We start from the raw sequence: 17,901 nt of genomic DNA, 5'->3' as shown, positions 1-17,901 counted from the left end.
GCCATCACAAGGCATCGGGGACGCGTCACGCCACACACCTTCGCGGCCCATGACCAAGCTCCATCACCCATTGGAAACGGGGGAGCCCCCACGACGGGGACCGGGTCGAGAATTGAAAGGTAACCGCCTGATGGCACGCCTCCTCGGTGTCGACCTCCCGCGCGAAAAGCGCCTCGAGGTTGCACTCACCTACATCTTCGGCATTGGCAAGACCCGTGCCCAGGAGACCCTGGAAGCCACCGGTATCAGTGGCGACCTCCGTGTCCACACCCTCACCGACGACCAGCTGGTTGCCCTGCGCGACCACATCGAGGCCAACTACGAGACCGAAGGTGACCTCCGCCGCGAGATTGCCGCCGACATCCGTCGCAAGATCGAGATCGGCACCTACCAGGGCCGTCGCCACCGCGCCGGACTCCCGGTTCGCGGCCAGCGCACCCGCACCAACGCTCGTACCCGCAAGGGCAAGAAGAAGGCCGTCGCCGGCAAGAAGAAGGCGCGCTGACCCCCGGGTTGGTGCAGACACGACAGATTCCAGGAGAGAACTGACCCATGGCTACTGCAGGCCGTAAGGGCGCCGCCGCGAAGACCAAGGTGCGCCGCAAGGAAAAGAAGAATGTGGTTGCCGGACAGGCCCACATCAAGAGCACGTTCAACAACACGATCATCGCCATCACCGATCCCACCGGTGCTGTGATCTCGTGGGCCTCCGCCGGCACCGTCGGCTTCAAGGGCTCGCGCAAGTCGACCCCGTTCGCCGCCCAGATGGCCGCCGAGTCGGCCGGCCGTCGTGCCATGGACCATGGCATGAAGCGCGTCGACGTCTTCGTCAAGGGTCCCGGCTCGGGCCGTGAGACCGCCATCCGTTCGCTGGGTGCCATCGGACTCGAGGTTGGCGCCATCGCCGACGTCACCCCGGTGCCGCACAACGGATGCCGTCCGCCCAAGCGTCGTCGCGTCTGATCCGCTGACACGCACCCGCCCGAGAACACAGAAAAGGACTGATCAACAATGGCCCGTTACACCGGCCCCATGACCAAGAAGTCCCGTCGCTACGGGACCGACCTGGTCGGCAATGACAAGGCATTCGAGAAGCGCCCGTACCCGCCCGGCGTGCACGGCCGCGGCCGTACCAAGGACTCCGAGTACTCGCTGCAGCTCAAGGAGAAGCAGAAGGCTCGTTACGCCTACGGCGTGCTGGAGAAGCAGTTCCGTCGCTACTACGCCGAGGCCGACCGCGTGCCCGGCAAGACCGGTGACGCCCTGCTCCAGATCCTCGAGAGCCGTCTGGACAATGTCATCTACCGCGCTGGCTTCGCTGCGACCCGCCGTCAGGCTCGCCAGCTCGTGGTCCACGGCCACTTCCTGGTCAACGGCCAGAAGGTGAACATCCCCAGCTTCCGCGTCAGCCAGTACGACGTGATCGACGTCCGCCCCAAGTCCATGGACCTGCACCCGCTGGTGGTGGCCCGTGAGACCCACGGCGAGCGCGAGGTTCCCGCTTGGATGGACGTGCGTCCCAACAAGATGCGCATCCTGATCCACCAGCTCCCGACCCGTGAGCAGATCGTGGTGGACGTCCAGGAGCAGATGATCGTCGAGCTCTACTCGAAGTAAGGTCTTCCGGTTTTCCTCGGTGCCGCCGCGCGTGGTGCCGGGGAAAACCTCACCTTGCTGCACTGCAAGGCTGGGTTCCAGTGGCACCCAGCCCTCCCCGCACCGCCGAACATCGGTGGTGCTCCACACGGTCCTCAAATAGCGGGGGACCTGGAACAAAGGAAAGTACATGCTCATCGCACAGCGTCCGACCCTGTCGGAAGAAGTGATCAGCGACTACCGCTCGCGCTTCATCATCGAGCCCCTGGAGCCCGGCTTCGGCTACACCCTCGGCAACTCGCTGCGTCGCACCCTGCTGTCGTCCATCCCGGGCGCCGCCGTGACCAGCATCAAGATCGAGGGCAATCAGCACGAGTTCTCCACCCTCGAGGGTGTCGTCGAGGACGTCACCGAACTGATCCTCAACCTCAAGGGCCTCGTGCTGTCCTCGGAGGAGGACGAGCCCGTCACCATGTACCTGCGCAAGCAGGGCGCCGGTGAGGTCACCGCAGCCGACATCCAGCCGCCGGCCGGCGTGGAGATCCACAACCCGGATCTGCACATCGCGACGCTGAACGACAATGGCAAGCTCGAGCTCGAGCTGGTCGTGGAGCGGGGCCGTGGCTACGTCTCCAGCGCCCTGAACGACAACCCGGACGCCGAGATCGGTCGCATTGCGGTCGACTCGATCTACAGCCCCGTGCTGAAGGTCACCTACAAGGTGGAGGCGACCCGAGTCGAGCAGCGCACCGACTTCGACAAGCTGATCGTCGACGTCGAGACCAAGCCGGCCATTCGTCCCCGCGACGCCGTGGCCTCCGCAGGTCGCACCCTGGTCGAGCTCTTCGGCCTGGCCCGTGAGCTCAACCTGGACGCCGAGGGCGTTGAGATCGGCCCCTCGCCGGTGGACGAGCAGCTGGCCCAGGACCTGGCCCTCCCGGTGGAGGACCTGAACCTGACGGTTCGTTCCTACAACTGCCTCAAGCGCGAGGGCATCCACACCGTGGGTGAGCTGGTCTCGCGCAGTGAGCAGGACCTGCTGGACATCCGCAACTTCGGCTCCAAGTCGATCGACGAGGTCAAGCTCAAGCTCCACGAGATGGGTCTTGCGCTCAAGGACTCGGCTCCCGGCTTCGACCCGCTGCAGGCCGCGGAGCGTTACGAGGACGACGCCGAGGGCGACGAGGACTTCGCCGAGACCGAGCAGTACTGACCGCTCTGCTGACCAAGAATCTGGAGAACTGACATGCCTACACCCACCAAGGGACCCCGCATCGGCGGTACGCCGACGCACGAGCGGATCATCCTGGCCAACCTGGCCAGCCAGCTGTTCGAGCACGGCCGCATCACCACCACAGAGACGAAGGCCAAGCGTGTTCGTCCGCTCGCGGAGAAGCTCATCACCAAGGCCAAGCGTGGCGATCTGCACAACCGTCGCCAGGTGCTGAAGACCATCGGTGACCAGGGCGTCGTGCACACCCTCTTCACCGAGATCGCCCCGGCCATGGCTGAGCGTGACGGTGGCTACACCCGCATCACCAAGATCGGCAACCGTCAGGGCGACAATGCCCCGATGGCCGTCATCGAGCTGGTGACCGAGGCCGTCGTGAAGAAGCCCGCCAAGGCCAAGGCCGACGACATCAAGGCTGACATCGCCAAGGCCAACGAGGCCGAGGAGACCACCGAGGCTCCCGTCGAGGAGACCACCGAGGCTCCGGCTGACGAGACCAAGGCCGACGAGGCCAAGGCCGAGGAGAGCGACGCCGAGAAGGCCTGATCGCCACATCGTCGTCACGGGGCGCCCCACCAAGCGGTGGGGCGCCCCGTGCGCATTGTGGCCCGGTTGTGGAGGCTTCCGGATCCGCGCTGGATATCCTCGGGGCATGACATTGCGGATTGCCCAGCTTGCCAACTTCGTCGGACCGGTCTCCGGGGGCATGCGCGTGGCGATCGAGTCGCTCGGCCAAGGCTACGTCGCGGCTGGTCATGAACGGATCCTGGTGATCCCGGGCAAGGAGGACACCACCACCGAGACGGAGAACGGCATCATCGTCCAGGTCCGCGCCCCTCGGATCTCTCGCGACTACCGGATGATCGCCAAGCCGTGGCGTGCCCTGGAAGTGCTGGACCGCTTTCGTCCCACGTCGATCGAGGTCAGTGACAAGTGGACCCTCTCGCCGGCGGCCCGGTGGGCCAGCAAGCGCGGCATTGGCTCGGTCCTGTTCAGCCATGAGCGTCTGGACGACATGCTCTCCGGCTGGGTGCGGGCGCAGTTCGGCGTCGAGACCGCAGTGGGTGCGCTGAACCGTCGGCTGGTCAAGGAGTTCGACGCCGTCGTCGTGACCTCCGCCTATGCCGCCGAGGAGTTCGCAGATCTGGACGCCAACCTGTGGCACGTGCCGCTCGGGGTGGACCTGGAGACCTTCCACCCGTCCGTCGGCAGCCCGGCCGACGACGGTCTGGTGAAGCTCTGTTATGTCGGCCGGATGTCGCACGAAAAGAATCCCGAGCTCGGCGTCGCCGCAGCGATCGAGCTGCACCGCCGCGGCCGTCCGATCCAGCTCAACATGTACGGCGTCGGACCAGACCTGGAGAGGATGCGTGCGCAGGCCGGCGATGCCCCAGTGGTCTTCCACGGATTCGTCAAGGGCCGCGACGAGGTGGCCCGACGCTTCGCCGCCAGCGACATCTCCCTGTCTGTCTGTCCCTCGGAAACCTTTGGCCTGGCAGTACTGGAGGCCTTGGCCTGCGGCACTCCGGTGGTCACCTCCAACCGGGGCGGAGCCCATGAGCTGGTCGATCCCACCTGCGGCGACTACGGCACGCCCGACGCGGTGGGCCTGGCCGACGCCATCGAGCGGGTGATGGCCCGGCTCGGGCCTGACCTGCGTCTGGCCGCCCGGGCCCGAGCGGAGCAGTACACCTGGCAGGCCAGCATCGACAGGATGCTCCAGCTCCACGAGACGCTGGCACACCAGGTTCCGAACCGACCCGTCCGTCGTCCCGCACCGCGCCATCGAACCGAGAACCCGGAGAACCTGTGATGAAGAAGACACCCATCCTGTGGGCCGGGCTGGCGTCCGCCGTCGCACCGGCCGTCGTCACCGCGCCCCGGGCCGAGAAGGCCCGTGAACGCGACGCCATCAACCGCATCGTCCAGCACTGCCGAACCAGTGGGCTCAGTGGCTGGGAACTCGTGGACGAGGCGAGCCGTCAGGTCCACGCCGCGTACACGCACCATTCGTTGTGGCACCTGTGGGAGACGCCCACCGCGTCACTCGAGCGGGGCAGGGGCTGGTCTGCGCAGTACAACGGGGCCCTGGCGCTGGTGCTGCGGGAACTGGGCTTCGAGGTCCAGGAGGTGCACGCCTCCCGAGTCCGCGGCCTGGGCCGCAATCCGTGGTGGCAGGCCGGGCACACCTGGCTTCGGGTCACCCATCAGGGACGCACGCTCGACGTGAGCGCGTCGTCGGCCCAGAACATTGCGGGCAATGTGGACTTCGTGCCCACCAGCGTGGTGCGCCCCACCCGTCGCTGGACGCGCAGCGCCGTCTCTGTGGCGCTGGCCCCGATCGTGGCCGTGCAGGCCTGGCGCCAACTGCGTGGCGCACAGACGCCCCGCTGGCTCTACCGGGATTTCGACCAGCCCCTGTGACCCCTGTTGGGACCCCGGCCGCTGCAAGATCCGTCGCCGGGAACCCCGGACATGACGAACGCCGTCCCTTCCCGGCCGGGGAAGGGACGGCGTCTGCCGTTTCATGGCTGATGGTCAGGCCGCGTGGCGGCAGCCCCAGGGCTGCAGACCGCGATCTGCATAGACCTTGTTCGCGATGGTGATCTGCTGGGCCTTGCTGGCCAGGTTCGCGGTGGGCGCGTAGGCGCCGCCGCCGGCACCCAGCCAAGTCTGACGGTCGAACTGCAGGCCGCCGTAGTAGCCATTGCCGGTGTTGATGGACCAGTTACCGCCCGACTCGCACTGGGCGATACGTTCCCACATGGCCTGGTTGGCGACATTGAGGCTGCCACCGGAGCTGCTGGAACCGCTCGACGTGGGCGTCGAGGAGCTGCTGGCGGAGGGCTTGTTGGACGGGGCCTTGCGGGGCGAGGACGTGCTCTCGGATGAGCTGGACGAGGAGTCCCGGGAGCTGCTCTCCTCACGGCTGCTGGTCTCCTCGGGCGCCTCCTCCCGGGTGCCCACGAGGATCTCCTCGGTGACGGGCTTGGTGGTGACCTTCTCGCTGAGCAGCTTGCGGTCGGCGGCCTTGCCGTCGACGACGGTGACCTGCCAGGTCTTGGTGGTGACGCCGTCCTTGCCCTCGACCCGGACCTTGGTGGTGCCCTTGTCGAGCTTGGAGCTCTTGATGCGCTCCGTCTCGTGCTCGATGTCCTCGGTGGTCGTCTCCTGCTTGGTGGCGACGCGCTGCAGCTTCACGGCCATCTTCTCGGTGATGGCGGTGGTGGCGGCCGGGGTGAGCTTGTCCGTCTTGCCGACGGTGATCTTCTGCTCCTTGAGCAGGTCTGCCACGGTGGCTGCGGTGGTGATCACCGGGCGGTCCTTGCCGCCGGCCGTCAGGGTGACCTGCTTGGGGCTCACCGCGGTGAGGGCCAGACCCTCACGGCCCAACGGAGTGGAGCGGCTCACCGAGAGCTTGGTGCCGGCCTCGATGACGCCGAGTTGGCCCAGAGCGCTGTCGACGCTGGTGGCGGTGGTCCACAGGGTGGTCTTCTTGCCGTCCAGGGTGATGGTCAGTGGGCGACCGTAGTTGACCGCGATCTTCATGCCGTCGCTGATGCGGCTGGCGGGGGAGGGCACGACGGTGTCGTGCTCGCTGACGGTGATTCCCTTGGCGGCCAAGGCATCGGCCACCGTGCTGCCGAAGGTGTTCACGGTGCTGGTCTGGCCGTCGACGGCCACCTGCACCTCCTTGTCGGCCACCTGCCAACCGACGGTGCCCGCCACTGCGACGAGGGCGGTGGTGCTGGCGATGATGCCGAGGGTCTTCTTCTTCACGCTGCTCCTTGTGGGTCCTCCCCAATTGTGCCCTGTTTCCTGAGAGAAACTGCAATCCGGCGCAGGATGTTCTCAGGAATGGCACGATTGGTCAAGGACGTCGAGTGGCCCTCGTCCCCGGAGGGGGACGAGGGCCACTCGAAGATCACCGGGCAGCGCCCGGGCGCATGCCTCAGGCTTGACGGGCCTTGCCCAGACGCTCGGTGACGTCGGCCCAGTTGATGACATTCCACCAGGCGTCGACGTAGTCGGCCTTCACGTTCTTGTACTGCAGGTAGTACGCGTGCTCCCACATGTCGAGCTGCAGGATGGAGGTCTGGTTCAGCGGGATGTTGCCCTGCTGGTCCTGCAGCTGCAGGACGTTGAGGCGCTGGCCCAGCGAATCCCAGGCGAGGACGGACCAGCCGGAACCCTGGATGGCCTTGGCATTCTCGTTGAAGTGCTTCTGGAAGCCCTCGAAGGAACCGAAGAACTCGTTGATGGCGCTCGCCAGCTCGCCCTCGGGCTGGCCGCCACCCTCCGGCGACATGTTCTTCCAGAAGATCGAGTGGTTGACGTGGCCACCGAGGTTGAAGGCGAGGTCCTTCTCGAGCTTGCCGATGGTGCCGAAGTCACCCTTGGCGCGGGCCTCCTCCATCTTCTCCAGTGCGGTGTTGGCGCCGGCCACGTAGGTGGCGTGGTGCTTGGAGTGGTGCAGCTCCATGATCTCGGGCGCGATGTGCGGAGCGAGAGCGCTGTAGTCGTAGTCGAGCTCGGGCAGGGTGTAAACAGCCATGTGGTCCTCTTTCCGTCTCTGCCGGGCTGGGCCCGGGGCCCCTCGGAGGGGCCATCATCTGGGACAACCTCGATCCTAGGGACTTTGTTCCCGGACGGCCATGGATGTTCGCCGGCAGCTGGAATGCGGGCGAATCACGCCTTCTTGCGCTTGTTCATGTAGTAGGCCGCCACCAGGCCGCCCACCACCGCGGCGATCAGGACGGGTGTCATCAGGTTGCGCTTGTCGTCCTCCCCGGCCGTCGATTCGGTGCTGGGCGATCCGGTGCTGGCCGAGCCCGCGCCGGCTGACTCGCTCGCCGTCGTCCCGGTGCTGGCACCGTCTGTGGAGCCCGTGCTGGCGGGGGCCGTGGAGGCGTCGTTCGCGGCAGGGGCACGCCCGGCAGAAGCCATGGCGGGCAGAGCCGGGGTGCACTCCTTCCCATAGCACCAGCCCTCGAGTGTTCCCGGCTTGGGCTTGGACTGGTTGGCGCCCACCTGACTGAAGGTCCACTGGCCGCCCTGCTCGGCGGTGTAGTAGTGCCAGAAGTTCCCGTCGAAGGAGGCGGGGCAGGTGGCGGGCTCGCCCTCCATGGTGCAGATCATCTGCCCGCTCTTGTCCTTGCCGATCGTGACGCCGGCCTTGGTGAGCAGCTCCTCACCGGTGGGAGCAACGTCGACGCACTTGTCCACCAGCTTGGTCTCCTTGGAGTCCTGCACGACAAGCCAGACCTTGCCGCCGGACAGGCAGTCGTCCACCTGGCTCGCAGGCAGCGTGCGTGCCGGGGCTTCGGCAAGGGCCAGGGCCGGGGCGGCGGGAGCCAGACCCAGCAGGGCGACGGCGGCAGTCGTGGAGGCGATCTTGGTGGCGAGAGTGCGCACGGTATTCCTTCTGTGGCGGTGGCGGGCCAGTACCGCGTTCGGTGACGGGTTCGGCCGACGTGACCCGCACGACACTACTGCTCCCCGTTGACGGGGCGCACGTCGAAAACCCGGAAGCCCTTGCTCGACGCGAGGCGTTCGCACGGGTGGCCCTGCTCCACCAGCCAGCGCTGCAGGGAGTCGGCGCCCAGATTCTTGCCGACCACCATCACGGCGCGTCCCGTGGGGGCCAGTCGGGGCAGCCAGGTGAGCAGCAGCTCGTGCAGGGCCGGCTTGCCGATCCGGATCGGCGGGTTGGACCAGATCTCGTCGTAGCGGACCGCGGGATCCGCCTGCCCGGGGAGCAGCGTCCGTACCCGGCTGCCAGCGCCGATCCGTTCGGCATTCAGCGCGGTCAGGGCCAGGGCGCGTTGATTGACGTCGACGGCGTCGATGGTGCTCGTGGGGCAGCTGGCGGCCAGTGCCACGGCAATCGGGCCATAACCGCAGCCCAGGTCCAGGAGTCGGCTGCCGTCGGTGGGCGGCGCCACCTCGTCGAGCATGATCCGGGTGGCCGGATCCAGACGGGTGCCGGAAAAGACGCCATTGGCCGTGGTGAGCGTGAGGTCGTGGTCCCAGATGGTGGCGTGGATCTCGCGGCGCTTCTCGACGCCGTCGGGGGTGGTGAAGTAGTGACTCACGAGGTCTCCAGGTCATCGGTCGTGGGCAGGGTGCGCACGGCGCGGGCCAGATCGGCACGAGCGGCGAGCTGGTCGTCTGCCGGATAGCCCACTTCCTCCAGGCACAGGCCTCGGGCCGGCATCACCAGGACGCCATTGTGCCGCTTCGGGGAGGCCATCACCTCGGCCAGCCACGCCTGGTCGCGGCGCCCGGTTCCCACTGAGGTCATGGCGCCCATCAGGGAGCGCACCATGGAATGGCAGAAGGCATCGGCTGTGACGGTGAACTCAACCGTCCAGTCGGGCGTCCGCACGGCATGCAGACCGGTGAGGGTGCGGATGGTGGTGGCGCCGTCGCGGGGTTTGCAGAAGGGGGCGAAGTCGTGCAGGCCCACCAGCATGGTGGCGGCGCGATTGGCTGCCTCGACGTCGATCACACCGCGGACGGGGGCGATGTACCCGCGCCGCAGGGGATCGGGATGCGAGGCCTCATCCCAGATTCGGTAGACATAGCGCCGCCAGATGGCGGAGAAGCGCGCGTCGAAACCCTGGGGGGCAGGGGAGACGCGGGTCACCATCAGGTCCTCGTCCAGCACGCGACGCAGTCGGTGCTGCAGCCGGGAGGTGTCGCAGTCGTCGGGCAGGTCCACGTGGGCCACCTGGCCGCGGGCGTGGACACCGGCGTCGGTGCGGCCGGCGACGGTCAAGTGCACCGGCTTCGGCAGCCGCAGCACCTGGGTCGTCCATCGTTCGAGTTCGCCCTGCACGGTGCGCAGCTCGGGCTGGCTGGCCCAGCCCGAGAAGTTCGTGCCGTCGTAGGCAATGTCGAGCCGCCAGCGCGTCATGAGGTCTTCCGGTAGGTCAGGTCACGAATGTTGCGGCCGGCCGCCAGACCCTTGCGCTCGTACTTGGTTACGGGCCGCATCTCCAGCCGGGGAGCCCAACCCGTGTGCTCCGGATCCGTCGGATCCAGGTGCTCATTGACCAGGCCCGGCGCATCGTCCAGGACCTCACGCATCCACTGGGCATAGTCCTCCCAGTCGGTCGCGAGCCGCCAGCGCCCGCCAGTGACCAGCCGGCTACGCACCAGCTGGGCAAAGTCCGTGCTGACCAGCCGCCGCTTGTGGTGGCGGGCCTTGTGCCACGGATCGGAGAAGAACAACCACAGCTCCTCGACGGACTCGGGTTCGAAGAGGTGTTCCAGGCCCTGCTGGCCATTGGCCATCACGATCCGCACATTGTCCACATCCTCGCGGGCCATCCGACCCAGCGTGCTGGCCACCGCGGGCTGGAAGACCTCGAAGGCGACCACATTCGCGTCCGGGTGCTGCTGGGCCATGGCCACCAAGGACTCCCCGGTGCCGGAGCCGATCTCCACCAACAGGGGAGCGGAGCGTCCGAAGACGGCGGTCCAGTCGACCGGTGGCTGCGGAGCCACGGAGGTCTCCGTCTCACCCTGGGCAACCCGCACCACGCGACTTTCGTTCCACGTCTGCCAGGCCTTCTCCTGGGACGGATTCATGCGAGCGCTGCGACGCACGAAACTGACCACGTCGCGGTGCACACGGTGAGCGCGCGGGCGGGGGCCCCCAGAAGGAGTCTCGGACGGATTCTGCACCGGACGAGTCTACCTGTGCCGGGCCCCCATCAGTTCTGACCTGGTCAGTTCTGGGCAGGCCGCAGGCGCAACCCGGCCAGCAGCAGCGCGACGCCGCCCAACAGCCCCACGAACCATCCGGTGGTGGCCTGGCGAGCGGCTCGACGGCACTCCTCGAGCCATTCGGCCGGTGGCTGGGAGCCGGAGGTGTCCACCACTCCGCGCACCACGACGGAAATCGACGGCCCGCACAGGCGATTGTCCACATAGGTCTCCAGCCACAGCAGCCAGCCCAGGCAGACGACGGCGAGGAGCAGCCCGGACAGTGCGAGCCAACGCCAGGACGAGGAGGAGGACTTCATGTGGCCACCCTAGTAGTTCGAGAACACCAGGCCCCGACGCCGTCTGGCAGGCTCACGCTGGCCGGTACTTGCTCGCGTCGGCAGATCCGTCAGGACCGCTTGTGGCCGGAAGGGAACCGGGGCTGGAAGGGAACCGGGGCCGGAAGGGAACCGGGGGGCGTGGGAGAGGTCACCTCAGAGGATGTTCGCTGGCTGACCCGTCCGGAGCAACCCGGGAGTGCGCACCCGGCAGCCGTAGCCCAGCAGCAGGCCGGGGCGCAGCCGCCCCAGCAGGTCCTCGTCTCGCTCCCCGGTGACTGGACTGTGGTTGACCAGCTGGCAGCGGTCCAGCTCGCGCTCCACCTCCAGCTGTAGATCGCCCACCTGCAACCAGTCGCCGGTCTGGGGTTTGAGCGGCGCATCCCGATCGTCCAGGACGATGTTGGCGCGGTAACGGGGCAGGTCGTCGGGCAGCCCCAGCTCGTCCAGCTCGGATCGCAGCAGGATGCTCAGGGGCGAAGACCAGATGAAGCCCGTGCGGCCCGAGACCCGGGCCAGCAGCAGGGGAGAGCCTGCCGCCTGACTCAGACGAAGTGCCACCGGTCCGCCGTGGATGCTGCACTTGAACCGACGGTCGTAGTACGTCACCTCGTGCTCGTCGCCCGGCATGGCCTGGTGCTCCCCCAGGGTGGGCAGCTCGCCCGCCAGAACGGTCACCGACGCAAGTTCCGGCACCTGCGGCGCACGGACCGCACGCAACTCACCATCGGCCGATCGGGTCACTGGCGACCAGAGCCGGTCACCCACCGCACCGTGCTCCGTGGTCACCAGCAGGCCCGTCTCGAGCCAGCGAGTGCCCTTGACGGGGGTCCACCCGAGGGCCTCCACCTGTGCCACGTTCGTCCTCCTGATCCGCCGGTGCGCCCCGGCCCTTGTGATCCTGCCCGCAGAACCGCTCAATCGGCCAATTTGTCGAGCAGTTCACAGAACATCATGTTGGCCCAGCTGAACCAGGGCCGCGTGAAGTCATGGGCATCGTCCACGTGAAAGCTCTCGTGCTGCATTCCCGTCCCCGCGGTGGTGGTGGCGAGCAGGCGTGCGATTGCCAAGCCCTCGTCCCGATCGGTTGTGGTCAGTCCCTGCACGGCCAACGCGATGGGCCACACCCTTCGGCCCGGGGTGTGCGGGCTGCCGATCCCACTGGCCACACGTCCCGTGTGCCACCACGGATTGCGCTCCGACAGGATTCGTCGACGAGTGGCCAGGTAGCGCGGATCATCCGCTGCGATGTCGGTCAGCAGGGGCAGCCCGAGCAGGCTGGGCAGGTTGGCGTCGTCGGTGGCCAGCACACCCCCGAGGCCATCCACCTCATAGGCCCAGGAGCCATCGGGCAGCGTTGCGTGCGCCGCCACGCCCTGCTCGATCCCCTCGGCCAGACCGCGGGCGCGCTGGCCAAGGGCATCGTCGTGCCACAGCTCGTCGCACCAGGTGGCGGCGATCCGCAGCACGTGGACGGCGAGCAGCTGGGCGGGGATGTTGTAGCCGAATCGGCAGGCGTCGTCACTGGGACGAAAACCTTGCCAAGTCATGCCGGTGCGCGCCACCGGTGTGCCCTTGCCCAGTTGGGGCAGGGTGTCGTGCTGGCGCCGCGTCAGGACGGCGGGCAGTCGGATGAAGCGGTAGCGACTGGTGCGGTGGTCCTGCTCGCGCTCCCACAGGCCGACGACATCGGCGAAACCGGCGTGCACGCCCCAGTCAAGGTGCTCCGTGCTGTTCGTCGCCAGCTGGAGTTGGTGGGCCAGGAGCAGGGGCAGCGCCAAGGAGTCCAACTCGTACTTGCGCTCCCAAATCCACGGGTCCAGCCGGGTGGTCAGCACGTGGTTGTCCAGCAGGTGGTGCGTGCCGCCCACGGGGCCGTGGTTGAAGGCGTTCGCATAGGGATCGTGACGGATCAGCCGCCACTGCATCAGGCAGACGCCCCGCAGGACATCGGCCACCTCTGGTAGTTCGGCGGCCAGGGGCAGCCAGGGGCGCATCTGGGCCGACGAGTCACGCAGCCACATCGCGGGGATGTCGCCGGTGGTCACGAAGACGCCGTCCGGGCCGGGGTGCAGCGTTCGGGTCCACGTGTCGATCATCAGGCGTTCGTAGTGGGCGCCGAATTCCTCGCTGCCCAGTGCGCGTGAGATGCGCCGTCCGCGGCTGGTCAGCGCAGCCATGAGGGAAGGGCTTGGTGTCATGCTCCCGCCTCGGGCGTGCCGCAGGGCCAGCGGACGGGTCAGCGGTGACATGGGCACAGTATGTCAAGTGAGGGATGCCCACTGCGACATCTGTCCGGGACGCCTGCCCGGACAGAGCTGTTCGTTCGTGGCGTACTCGGGTCCGCCCAGTGGTTGACACCCTTCGGCGCCGTCCCATCACCCGCTACCGTGGGGAGAGGACCCGCCCCCGACTGCCAGGAGTCAACCCATGCCCTTGTCCCTCGATGTCTGGGCCCCGATCCCGCAGCGAGTCGACGTCGTCGTCGACGGGGTCGAGGTGCCACTGACCAAGGCCGAGGAGGGTTGGTGGCGGCTGGCCCCGGAGCACCACGAGTTGCTGCGTGAGGGCCTCGACTACGGCTACCGGCTGGACGGTGCAGAGGCCATCCTGCCGGCTCCCCGCTCCCGCTGGCAGCCCAACGGGGTGCACGGACTGTCCCGCACCTTCGACCCCGCCAGCCACGAGTGGCAGGACCAGGACTGGACCGGCCGTCAGCTTGCCGGTTCCATCATCTACGAGCTGCACGTGGGAACCTTCACGCCCGAAGGAACCCTCGTCGCGGCCATCGACAAGTTGGACCACCTGGTGGAGCTCGGCATCGACCTGGTGGAGCTGATGCCGGTCAATGCCTTCAACGGTGAGCACGGTTGGGGCTATGACGGCGTCGGCTGGTATGCGGTGCACCACGCCTATGGCGGCCCTGGGGCATACCAGGAGTTCGTCGATGCCTGTCACCAGCGTGGGTTGGGCGTGATCCAGGACGTCGTCTACAACCACCTGGGCCCCAGCGGGAACTACCTGCCGCAGTACGGGCCCTTCCTGGACCATTCGGTGCAGTCGCCGTGGGGCAGTGCCATCAACCTTGCGGGTGAGGACTCCGACGAGGTGCGCCGCTTCATCATCGACAATGCTCTGATGTGGCTGCAGGACTACCACGTCGACGGACTGCGCCTGGACGCGGTGCACGCCCTGGTGGACACCCGGGCCATCCACATCCTGGAGGAACTGGCCGTCGAGGTGAATGCGCTGAGCACCTTCCTCAACCGGCCGCTCACCCTGATCGCGGAGAGCGACCTGAACGATCCCCGCGTCATCACCCCGCGCGAGGCCGGCGGCTACGGACTCGACGCACAGTGGAGCGATGACTTCCACCACGCACTGCTGGCCAACCTGACGGGCGACGACTCGGGCTACTACGCGGACTTCGCCGAGCTGCAGGCCCTGGGCAAGGTGCTGGAGACCGGCTTCTTCCACGACGGCACCAAGTCCTCCTTCCGCGGGCGACGTCACGGACGCCGGCTGGACACTCCGACGATCCCCACCTGGCGGCTCGTGGTGTGCAGCGACAACCATGACCAGATCGGCAACCGGGCCGACGGTGCGCGCCTGTCCACCAGGGAGAGCACCCGCCAGCTGCAGATCGCGGCACTGATGACCCTGCTCTCGCCCTACACCCCGATGATCTTCATGGGCGAGGAGTGGGCCGCCAAGACCCCCTTCATGTTCTTCAGCTCCCATCCGGAACCGGAGCTGGCCGAGGCGGTCAGCAAGGGGCGCGTGGAGGAGTTCAGCAAGATGGACTGGGACACTTCCACCATTGTCGACCCCCAGAGTCCGGAGGCCTTCCAGCGCTCCAAGCTGGACTGGGACGAGGTGCAGCAGGAGGTGCACGCGGAGGTGCTGGCCACCTATCGCGACGCGATCTCCTTGCGCCGCACCTACCCGGACCTGACCGATCCGCGCTTCGAGTGGGTCTCGGCTCGTTATGACGAGAACGGGCACTGGTTCGTGATGGAGCGGGGCGAGACGATGACCGTGGCGGTGAACTTCGACCACGATCCGGCCGAGATCGAGCTGGAGGCTCCCTCCGAGGTCCTCATGCGCATCGGTGAGGTGGAGGTGGTGGACGGCAAACTGCAGCTCGGCTCCCAGTCCGCGGCGGTCCTTCACCTAGCCAAGGACGCTTTGCCGGGTCGTGCCTGACCTCGTTTTGACCCGGCCCACCTGAAAAGGGTAGTCTGAATCGCTGTTGCGCACTGGAAGGTTCTGGTGGGACCACTCGCTGACCCCATGCGCTGCCGCCCTTGTTCAAGCAATCTAACGGAAGATGGTCTGCGACCCGTGTCTACGTACAGCCCGAAGCCTGGGGACATCACCAGGAATTGGCATGTGATCGATGCCGAGAATGTCGTCCTCGGCCGCCTCGCGGTGGCTGCCGCCACCCTGCTGCGCGGCAAGCACAAGGCCACGTTCGCGCCGCACGTCGACGGTGGTGACTTCGTCATCATCATCAACGCCTCGAAGATCGCCGTCACCGGCAACAAGCGCACCGACTCGATGCGTTACCGTCACTCGGGCCGTCCCGGTGGCCTGACCGCCACCCCGATCGGTGAGATGCTCGACAAGGATCCGCGCAAGGCGGTCGATCTGGCTGTCTGGGGCATGCTCCCCAAGAACAAGCTGAGCCGTCAGCTGATGAGCAAGCTCAAGGTCTACGCCGGCCCGGAGCACCCCCACGCCGCGCAGAAGCCGCAGGTGTACGAGATCACCCAGATCGCCCAGTGACGATCGACCACGCGAATCAAGGAATCAAAGTGTCTGAGACCGTAGAGCTTGACGAGAACCTCGAGACCGAGGTCACCCCGTTCACCGACGAGAACGATCGCGAGATCGCCTACCGTACGGATTCGAACCCGGCCCCGGCCACCAACCCTGCCGGTCGCGCCGCTGTCATCGCCGCTGGCGGTGGCACCGGCCGTCGCAAGGAGGCCATCGCCCGCGTCCGCCTCGTGCCCGGCAGCGGCAAGTTCTCCATCAACGGCGGTCGCAGCCTTGAGGACTTCTTCCCGAACAAGGTGCACCAGCAGCTCGTCAACGAGCCCTTCGTCACCGCTGCCGTGACCAGCGCCTACGACGTCATCGCCCGCATCCACGGCGGCGGCGCCTCCGGCCAGGCCGGCGCGCTGCGTCTGGGCATCGCCCGTGCCCTGAACGCGATCGACGAAGAGGCCAGCCGTCCCGCCCTGAAGAAGGCCGGTCTGCTGTCCCGCGATGCCCGCATCAAGGAGCGCAAGAAGGCCGGTCTCAAGAAGGCCCGCAAGGCTCCGCAGTACAGCAAGCGCTGATCCCGCCCGGCCCAGCCGGACACGATCCACGAAGGCCGCTGCCCATTTGGGCAGCGGCCTTCGTCGTGTCGGGGGCTGTGCGCGCCATGCGCGCTAGTCTTGCTTTTCATGGCACGACTTTTTGGCACCGACGGGGTGCGTGGACTTGCAAACAAGGACCTGACGGCCGAACTGGCCCTCAACCTCTCGGTGGGCGCGGCCCACGTGCTGGGGGAGGCCGGCGCCTTCGACGGGCGACGACCGCTGGCTCTCGTCGGGCGCGACACGCGCGTCTCCGGCGAATTCCTGGAGGCAGCGGTGGTGGCCGGACTGGCCAGCGCGGGCGTCGACGTCGTGCGCGTCGGAGTGGTCCCCACTCCCGGACTCGCCTTCCTGGTGAACGACCGCAATGCCGATCTGGGCGTCATGCTCTCGGCCTCCCACAACCCGATGCCCGACAATGGCATCAAGTTCTTCTCCCGAGGCGGCGTCAAGCTGGACGACTTCCTCGAGGACGCCATCGAGGCCCGCATGGGCGAGGAGTGGGACCGTCCAACCGGTGCCGGCGTCGGCCGCGTCACCGATGACCTCGGGGCGGTGGAGTCCTACATCGCCCACCTGGTGGGCAGCCTGGGTGCCGAGGGCAGCCTACACGACCTCAAGGTGGTGCTGGACTGCGCCAATGGTGCGAGCTCGGCCACGGCCGTGGCGGCTTTCGAGACCCAGGGCGCTGAGGTGGTGGCGATCCACAACACCCCCGACGGCGAGAACATCAACGAGAACTGTGGCTCCACGCACATGGGCGACCTGCAGAAGAAGGTCGTCGAGGTGGGCGCCGATCTGGGTCTGGCCTTCGACGGAGACGCCGACCGTTGCCTGGCCTGCGACGCCGACGGCAACCTGGTCGACGGCGACCAGATCCTCGCGATCCTCGCCCTCTCCCTGAAGGAGGAGCGCAAGCTCCACTCCGACACCGTGGTGGCCACCATCATGAGCAATCTGGGCTTCATCAATGCCATGAAGGCGAACGGCATCCGCGTCGACGCCACCAAGGTCGGCGACCGCTATGTGCTCGAGAGCATGAATGCCAATGGCTTCGCGCTGGGCGGCGAGCAGTCAGGCCACGTCATCATGAGCGAGTTCGCCACCACCGGTGACGGCGTTCTGACCGGTCTGCACCTGGCCGCCCGCATGGTCCAGACCAAGAAGTCCATCGCCGAGCTGGGCTCGGTGATGACCCGCCTGCCCCAGGTGCTGATCAATGTGCGCGACGTGGACAAGCTGCGCGCCGGCATCGACCCGCAGATCCAGAGCGCCGTCAGCGCCGCCAACCAGGACCTGGGTGACCAGGGCCGCGTCGTGCTGCGCCCGTCGGGCACCGAGCCGGTGGTCCGCGTCATGGTGGAGGCCGCCACCCAGGAGCACGCCCAGCAGGTGGCCGAGGAGCTGGCAGGCATCGTCAAGGAGCGCGTCAGCCTCTGATCGCCAGAGCACGCACCAAGGGCCGTCACCCACTGGGTGACGGCCCTTGGTCGTCAATCCTGCGTCACACGGCCTTGGCGACCTCGGCGACGTCGTCGTCTGCCAGGGGGGTGTCCCTATGTTGCTCGTCAAGCGGCGAGGGGTATGGGTGAGGGTTCTGGCGTCGGGGCGGGTGCTCGGTAGGGCTCCCGGTTCTTGAGCATGGCGAACAGGA

20 protein-coding genes are annotated in these 17,901 nt (G+C 67.3%); 11 read left to right on the top strand and 9 right to left on the bottom strand.

Annotated elements, in window-relative coordinates:
- Positions 1-130: 130 nt before the first annotated feature.
- The 7 genes from rpsM (at position 131) to ACTQ49_RS13540 (ending at position 5,251) form a co-directional block, all read left to right on the top strand.
- A complete protein-coding gene (rpsM, locus tag ACTQ49_RS13570; RefSeq protein WP_441828373.1) occupies positions 131-505 on the top strand; it encodes a 30S ribosomal protein S13 in 375 nt (124 codons plus the stop codon).
- Positions 506-552: 47 nt separating this feature from the next.
- Entirely contained in the window at positions 553-963 is a 411-nt protein-coding gene (gene rpsK / locus ACTQ49_RS13565; RefSeq protein WP_342092033.1) for a 30S ribosomal protein S11, read from the top strand.
- A gap of 48 nt (positions 964-1,011) precedes the next feature.
- A complete protein-coding gene (gene rpsD, locus ACTQ49_RS13560) occupies positions 1,012-1,617 on the top strand; it encodes a 30S ribosomal protein S4 (protein ID WP_441828372.1) in 606 nt (201 codons plus the stop codon).
- 169 nt (positions 1,618-1,786) lie between these two features.
- A complete protein-coding gene (locus tag ACTQ49_RS13555) occupies positions 1,787-2,809 on the top strand; it encodes a DNA-directed RNA polymerase subunit alpha (protein ID WP_441828371.1) in 1,023 nt (340 codons plus the stop codon).
- Between the two features lie 33 nt (positions 2,810-2,842).
- Entirely contained in the window at positions 2,843-3,373 is a 531-nt protein-coding gene (rplQ, locus tag ACTQ49_RS13550) for a 50S ribosomal protein L17 (RefSeq protein ID WP_441828370.1), read from the top strand.
- A gap of 106 nt (positions 3,374-3,479) precedes the next feature.
- A complete protein-coding gene (locus ACTQ49_RS13545) occupies positions 3,480-4,640 on the top strand; it encodes a glycosyltransferase (RefSeq protein WP_441828369.1) in 1,161 nt (386 codons plus the stop codon).
- Positions 4,640-5,251 (top strand): hypothetical protein, encoded by a 612-nt coding sequence (locus ACTQ49_RS13540; protein ID WP_441828368.1) that lies wholly within the window; start codon positions 4,640-4,642, stop codon positions 5,249-5,251. The genes ACTQ49_RS13545 and ACTQ49_RS13540 overlap by 1 nt, the downstream gene beginning before the upstream one ends.
- Positions 5,252-5,365: 114 nt before the next feature.
- Here ACTQ49_RS13540 and ACTQ49_RS13535 read toward each other — a convergent pair whose 3' ends face one another.
- The 9 genes from ACTQ49_RS13535 to ACTQ49_RS13495 all read right to left on the bottom strand — a co-directional run bounded on the left by ACTQ49_RS13535 (position 5,366) and on the right by ACTQ49_RS13495 (position 13,130).
- Positions 5,366-6,607: a ubiquitin-like domain-containing protein gene (locus ACTQ49_RS13535; RefSeq protein WP_441828367.1), complete on the bottom strand. Its 1,242-nt coding sequence runs from the start codon at positions 6,605-6,607 to the stop codon at positions 5,366-5,368.
- Positions 6,608-6,779: 172 nt separating this feature from the next.
- On the bottom strand, positions 6,780-7,382 hold the full coding sequence (locus ACTQ49_RS13530; RefSeq protein ID WP_441828366.1) for a superoxide dismutase: 603 nt from the start codon (positions 7,380-7,382) through the stop codon (positions 6,780-6,782).
- Positions 7,383-7,516: 134 nt separating this feature from the next.
- The gene (locus tag ACTQ49_RS13525; protein WP_441828365.1) at positions 7,517-8,242 is read right to left on the bottom strand and encodes a hypothetical protein; all 726 of its coding nucleotides are present in this window, start codon (positions 8,240-8,242) and stop codon (positions 7,517-7,519) included.
- A 74-nt stretch (positions 8,243-8,316) separates the two neighbouring features.
- Complete coding sequence (locus ACTQ49_RS13520; RefSeq protein WP_441828364.1) at positions 8,317-8,922, bottom strand: class I SAM-dependent methyltransferase; 606 nt, start codon at positions 8,920-8,922, stop codon at positions 8,317-8,319.
- Complete coding sequence (gene truA / locus ACTQ49_RS13515; RefSeq protein WP_441828363.1) at positions 8,919-9,746, bottom strand: tRNA pseudouridine(38-40) synthase TruA; 828 nt, start codon at positions 9,744-9,746, stop codon at positions 8,919-8,921. Before truA ends, ACTQ49_RS13520 begins: the two co-directional genes overlap by 4 nt.
- On the bottom strand, positions 9,743-10,519 hold the full coding sequence (gene trmB, locus ACTQ49_RS13510; RefSeq protein ID WP_441828362.1) for a tRNA (guanosine(46)-N7)-methyltransferase TrmB: 777 nt from the start codon (positions 10,517-10,519) through the stop codon (positions 9,743-9,745). The genes truA and trmB overlap by 4 nt, the downstream gene beginning before the upstream one ends.
- 44 nt (positions 10,520-10,563) lie before the next feature.
- Entirely contained in the window at positions 10,564-10,860 is a 297-nt protein-coding gene (locus tag ACTQ49_RS13505; protein ID WP_441828361.1) for a hypothetical protein, read from the bottom strand.
- A gap of 174 nt (positions 10,861-11,034) precedes the next feature.
- Positions 11,035-11,736, bottom strand: a complete 702-nt coding sequence (locus tag ACTQ49_RS13500) for an MOSC domain-containing protein (protein WP_441828360.1) — start codon at positions 11,734-11,736, stop codon at positions 11,035-11,037.
- 59 nt (positions 11,737-11,795) lie between these two features.
- Positions 11,796-13,130: a glycoside hydrolase family 125 protein gene (locus tag ACTQ49_RS13495; protein ID WP_441828359.1), complete on the bottom strand. Its 1,335-nt coding sequence runs from the start codon at positions 13,128-13,130 to the stop codon at positions 11,796-11,798.
- 178 nt (positions 13,131-13,308) lie between these two features.
- On the opposite strand from ACTQ49_RS13495, the gene treZ reads away from it, so the two are divergent.
- The 4 genes from treZ (at position 13,309) to glmM (ending at position 17,687) form a co-directional block, all read left to right on the top strand.
- Positions 13,309-15,084 carry a malto-oligosyltrehalose trehalohydrolase gene (treZ, locus tag ACTQ49_RS13490; protein ID WP_441828358.1) on the top strand — a complete coding sequence of 592 codons (1,776 nt, stop codon included), beginning with the start codon at positions 13,309-13,311 and terminating at the stop codon, positions 15,082-15,084.
- A gap of 138 nt (positions 15,085-15,222) precedes the next feature.
- Positions 15,223-15,666 (top strand): 50S ribosomal protein L13, encoded by a 444-nt coding sequence (gene rplM, locus ACTQ49_RS13485; RefSeq protein ID WP_441828357.1) that lies wholly within the window; start codon positions 15,223-15,225, stop codon positions 15,664-15,666.
- A gap of 29 nt (positions 15,667-15,695) precedes the next feature.
- Complete coding sequence (gene rpsI, locus ACTQ49_RS13480) at positions 15,696-16,226, top strand: 30S ribosomal protein S9 (RefSeq protein WP_441828356.1); 531 nt, start codon at positions 15,696-15,698, stop codon at positions 16,224-16,226.
- A 108-nt stretch (positions 16,227-16,334) separates the two neighbouring features.
- A complete protein-coding gene (gene glmM / locus ACTQ49_RS13475) occupies positions 16,335-17,687 on the top strand; it encodes a phosphoglucosamine mutase (protein ID WP_441828355.1) in 1,353 nt (450 codons plus the stop codon).
- Positions 17,688-17,901: the final 214 nt, after the last annotated feature.

It is taken from the genome of Luteococcus sp. Sow4_B9 (assembly GCF_052116585.1).
GTDB lineage: Bacteria > Actinomycetota > Actinomycetes > Propionibacteriales > Propionibacteriaceae > Luteococcus.
Note: the sequence above shows the minus strand (reverse complement) of the source record. Positions and strands in the feature narration are given on the sequence as shown.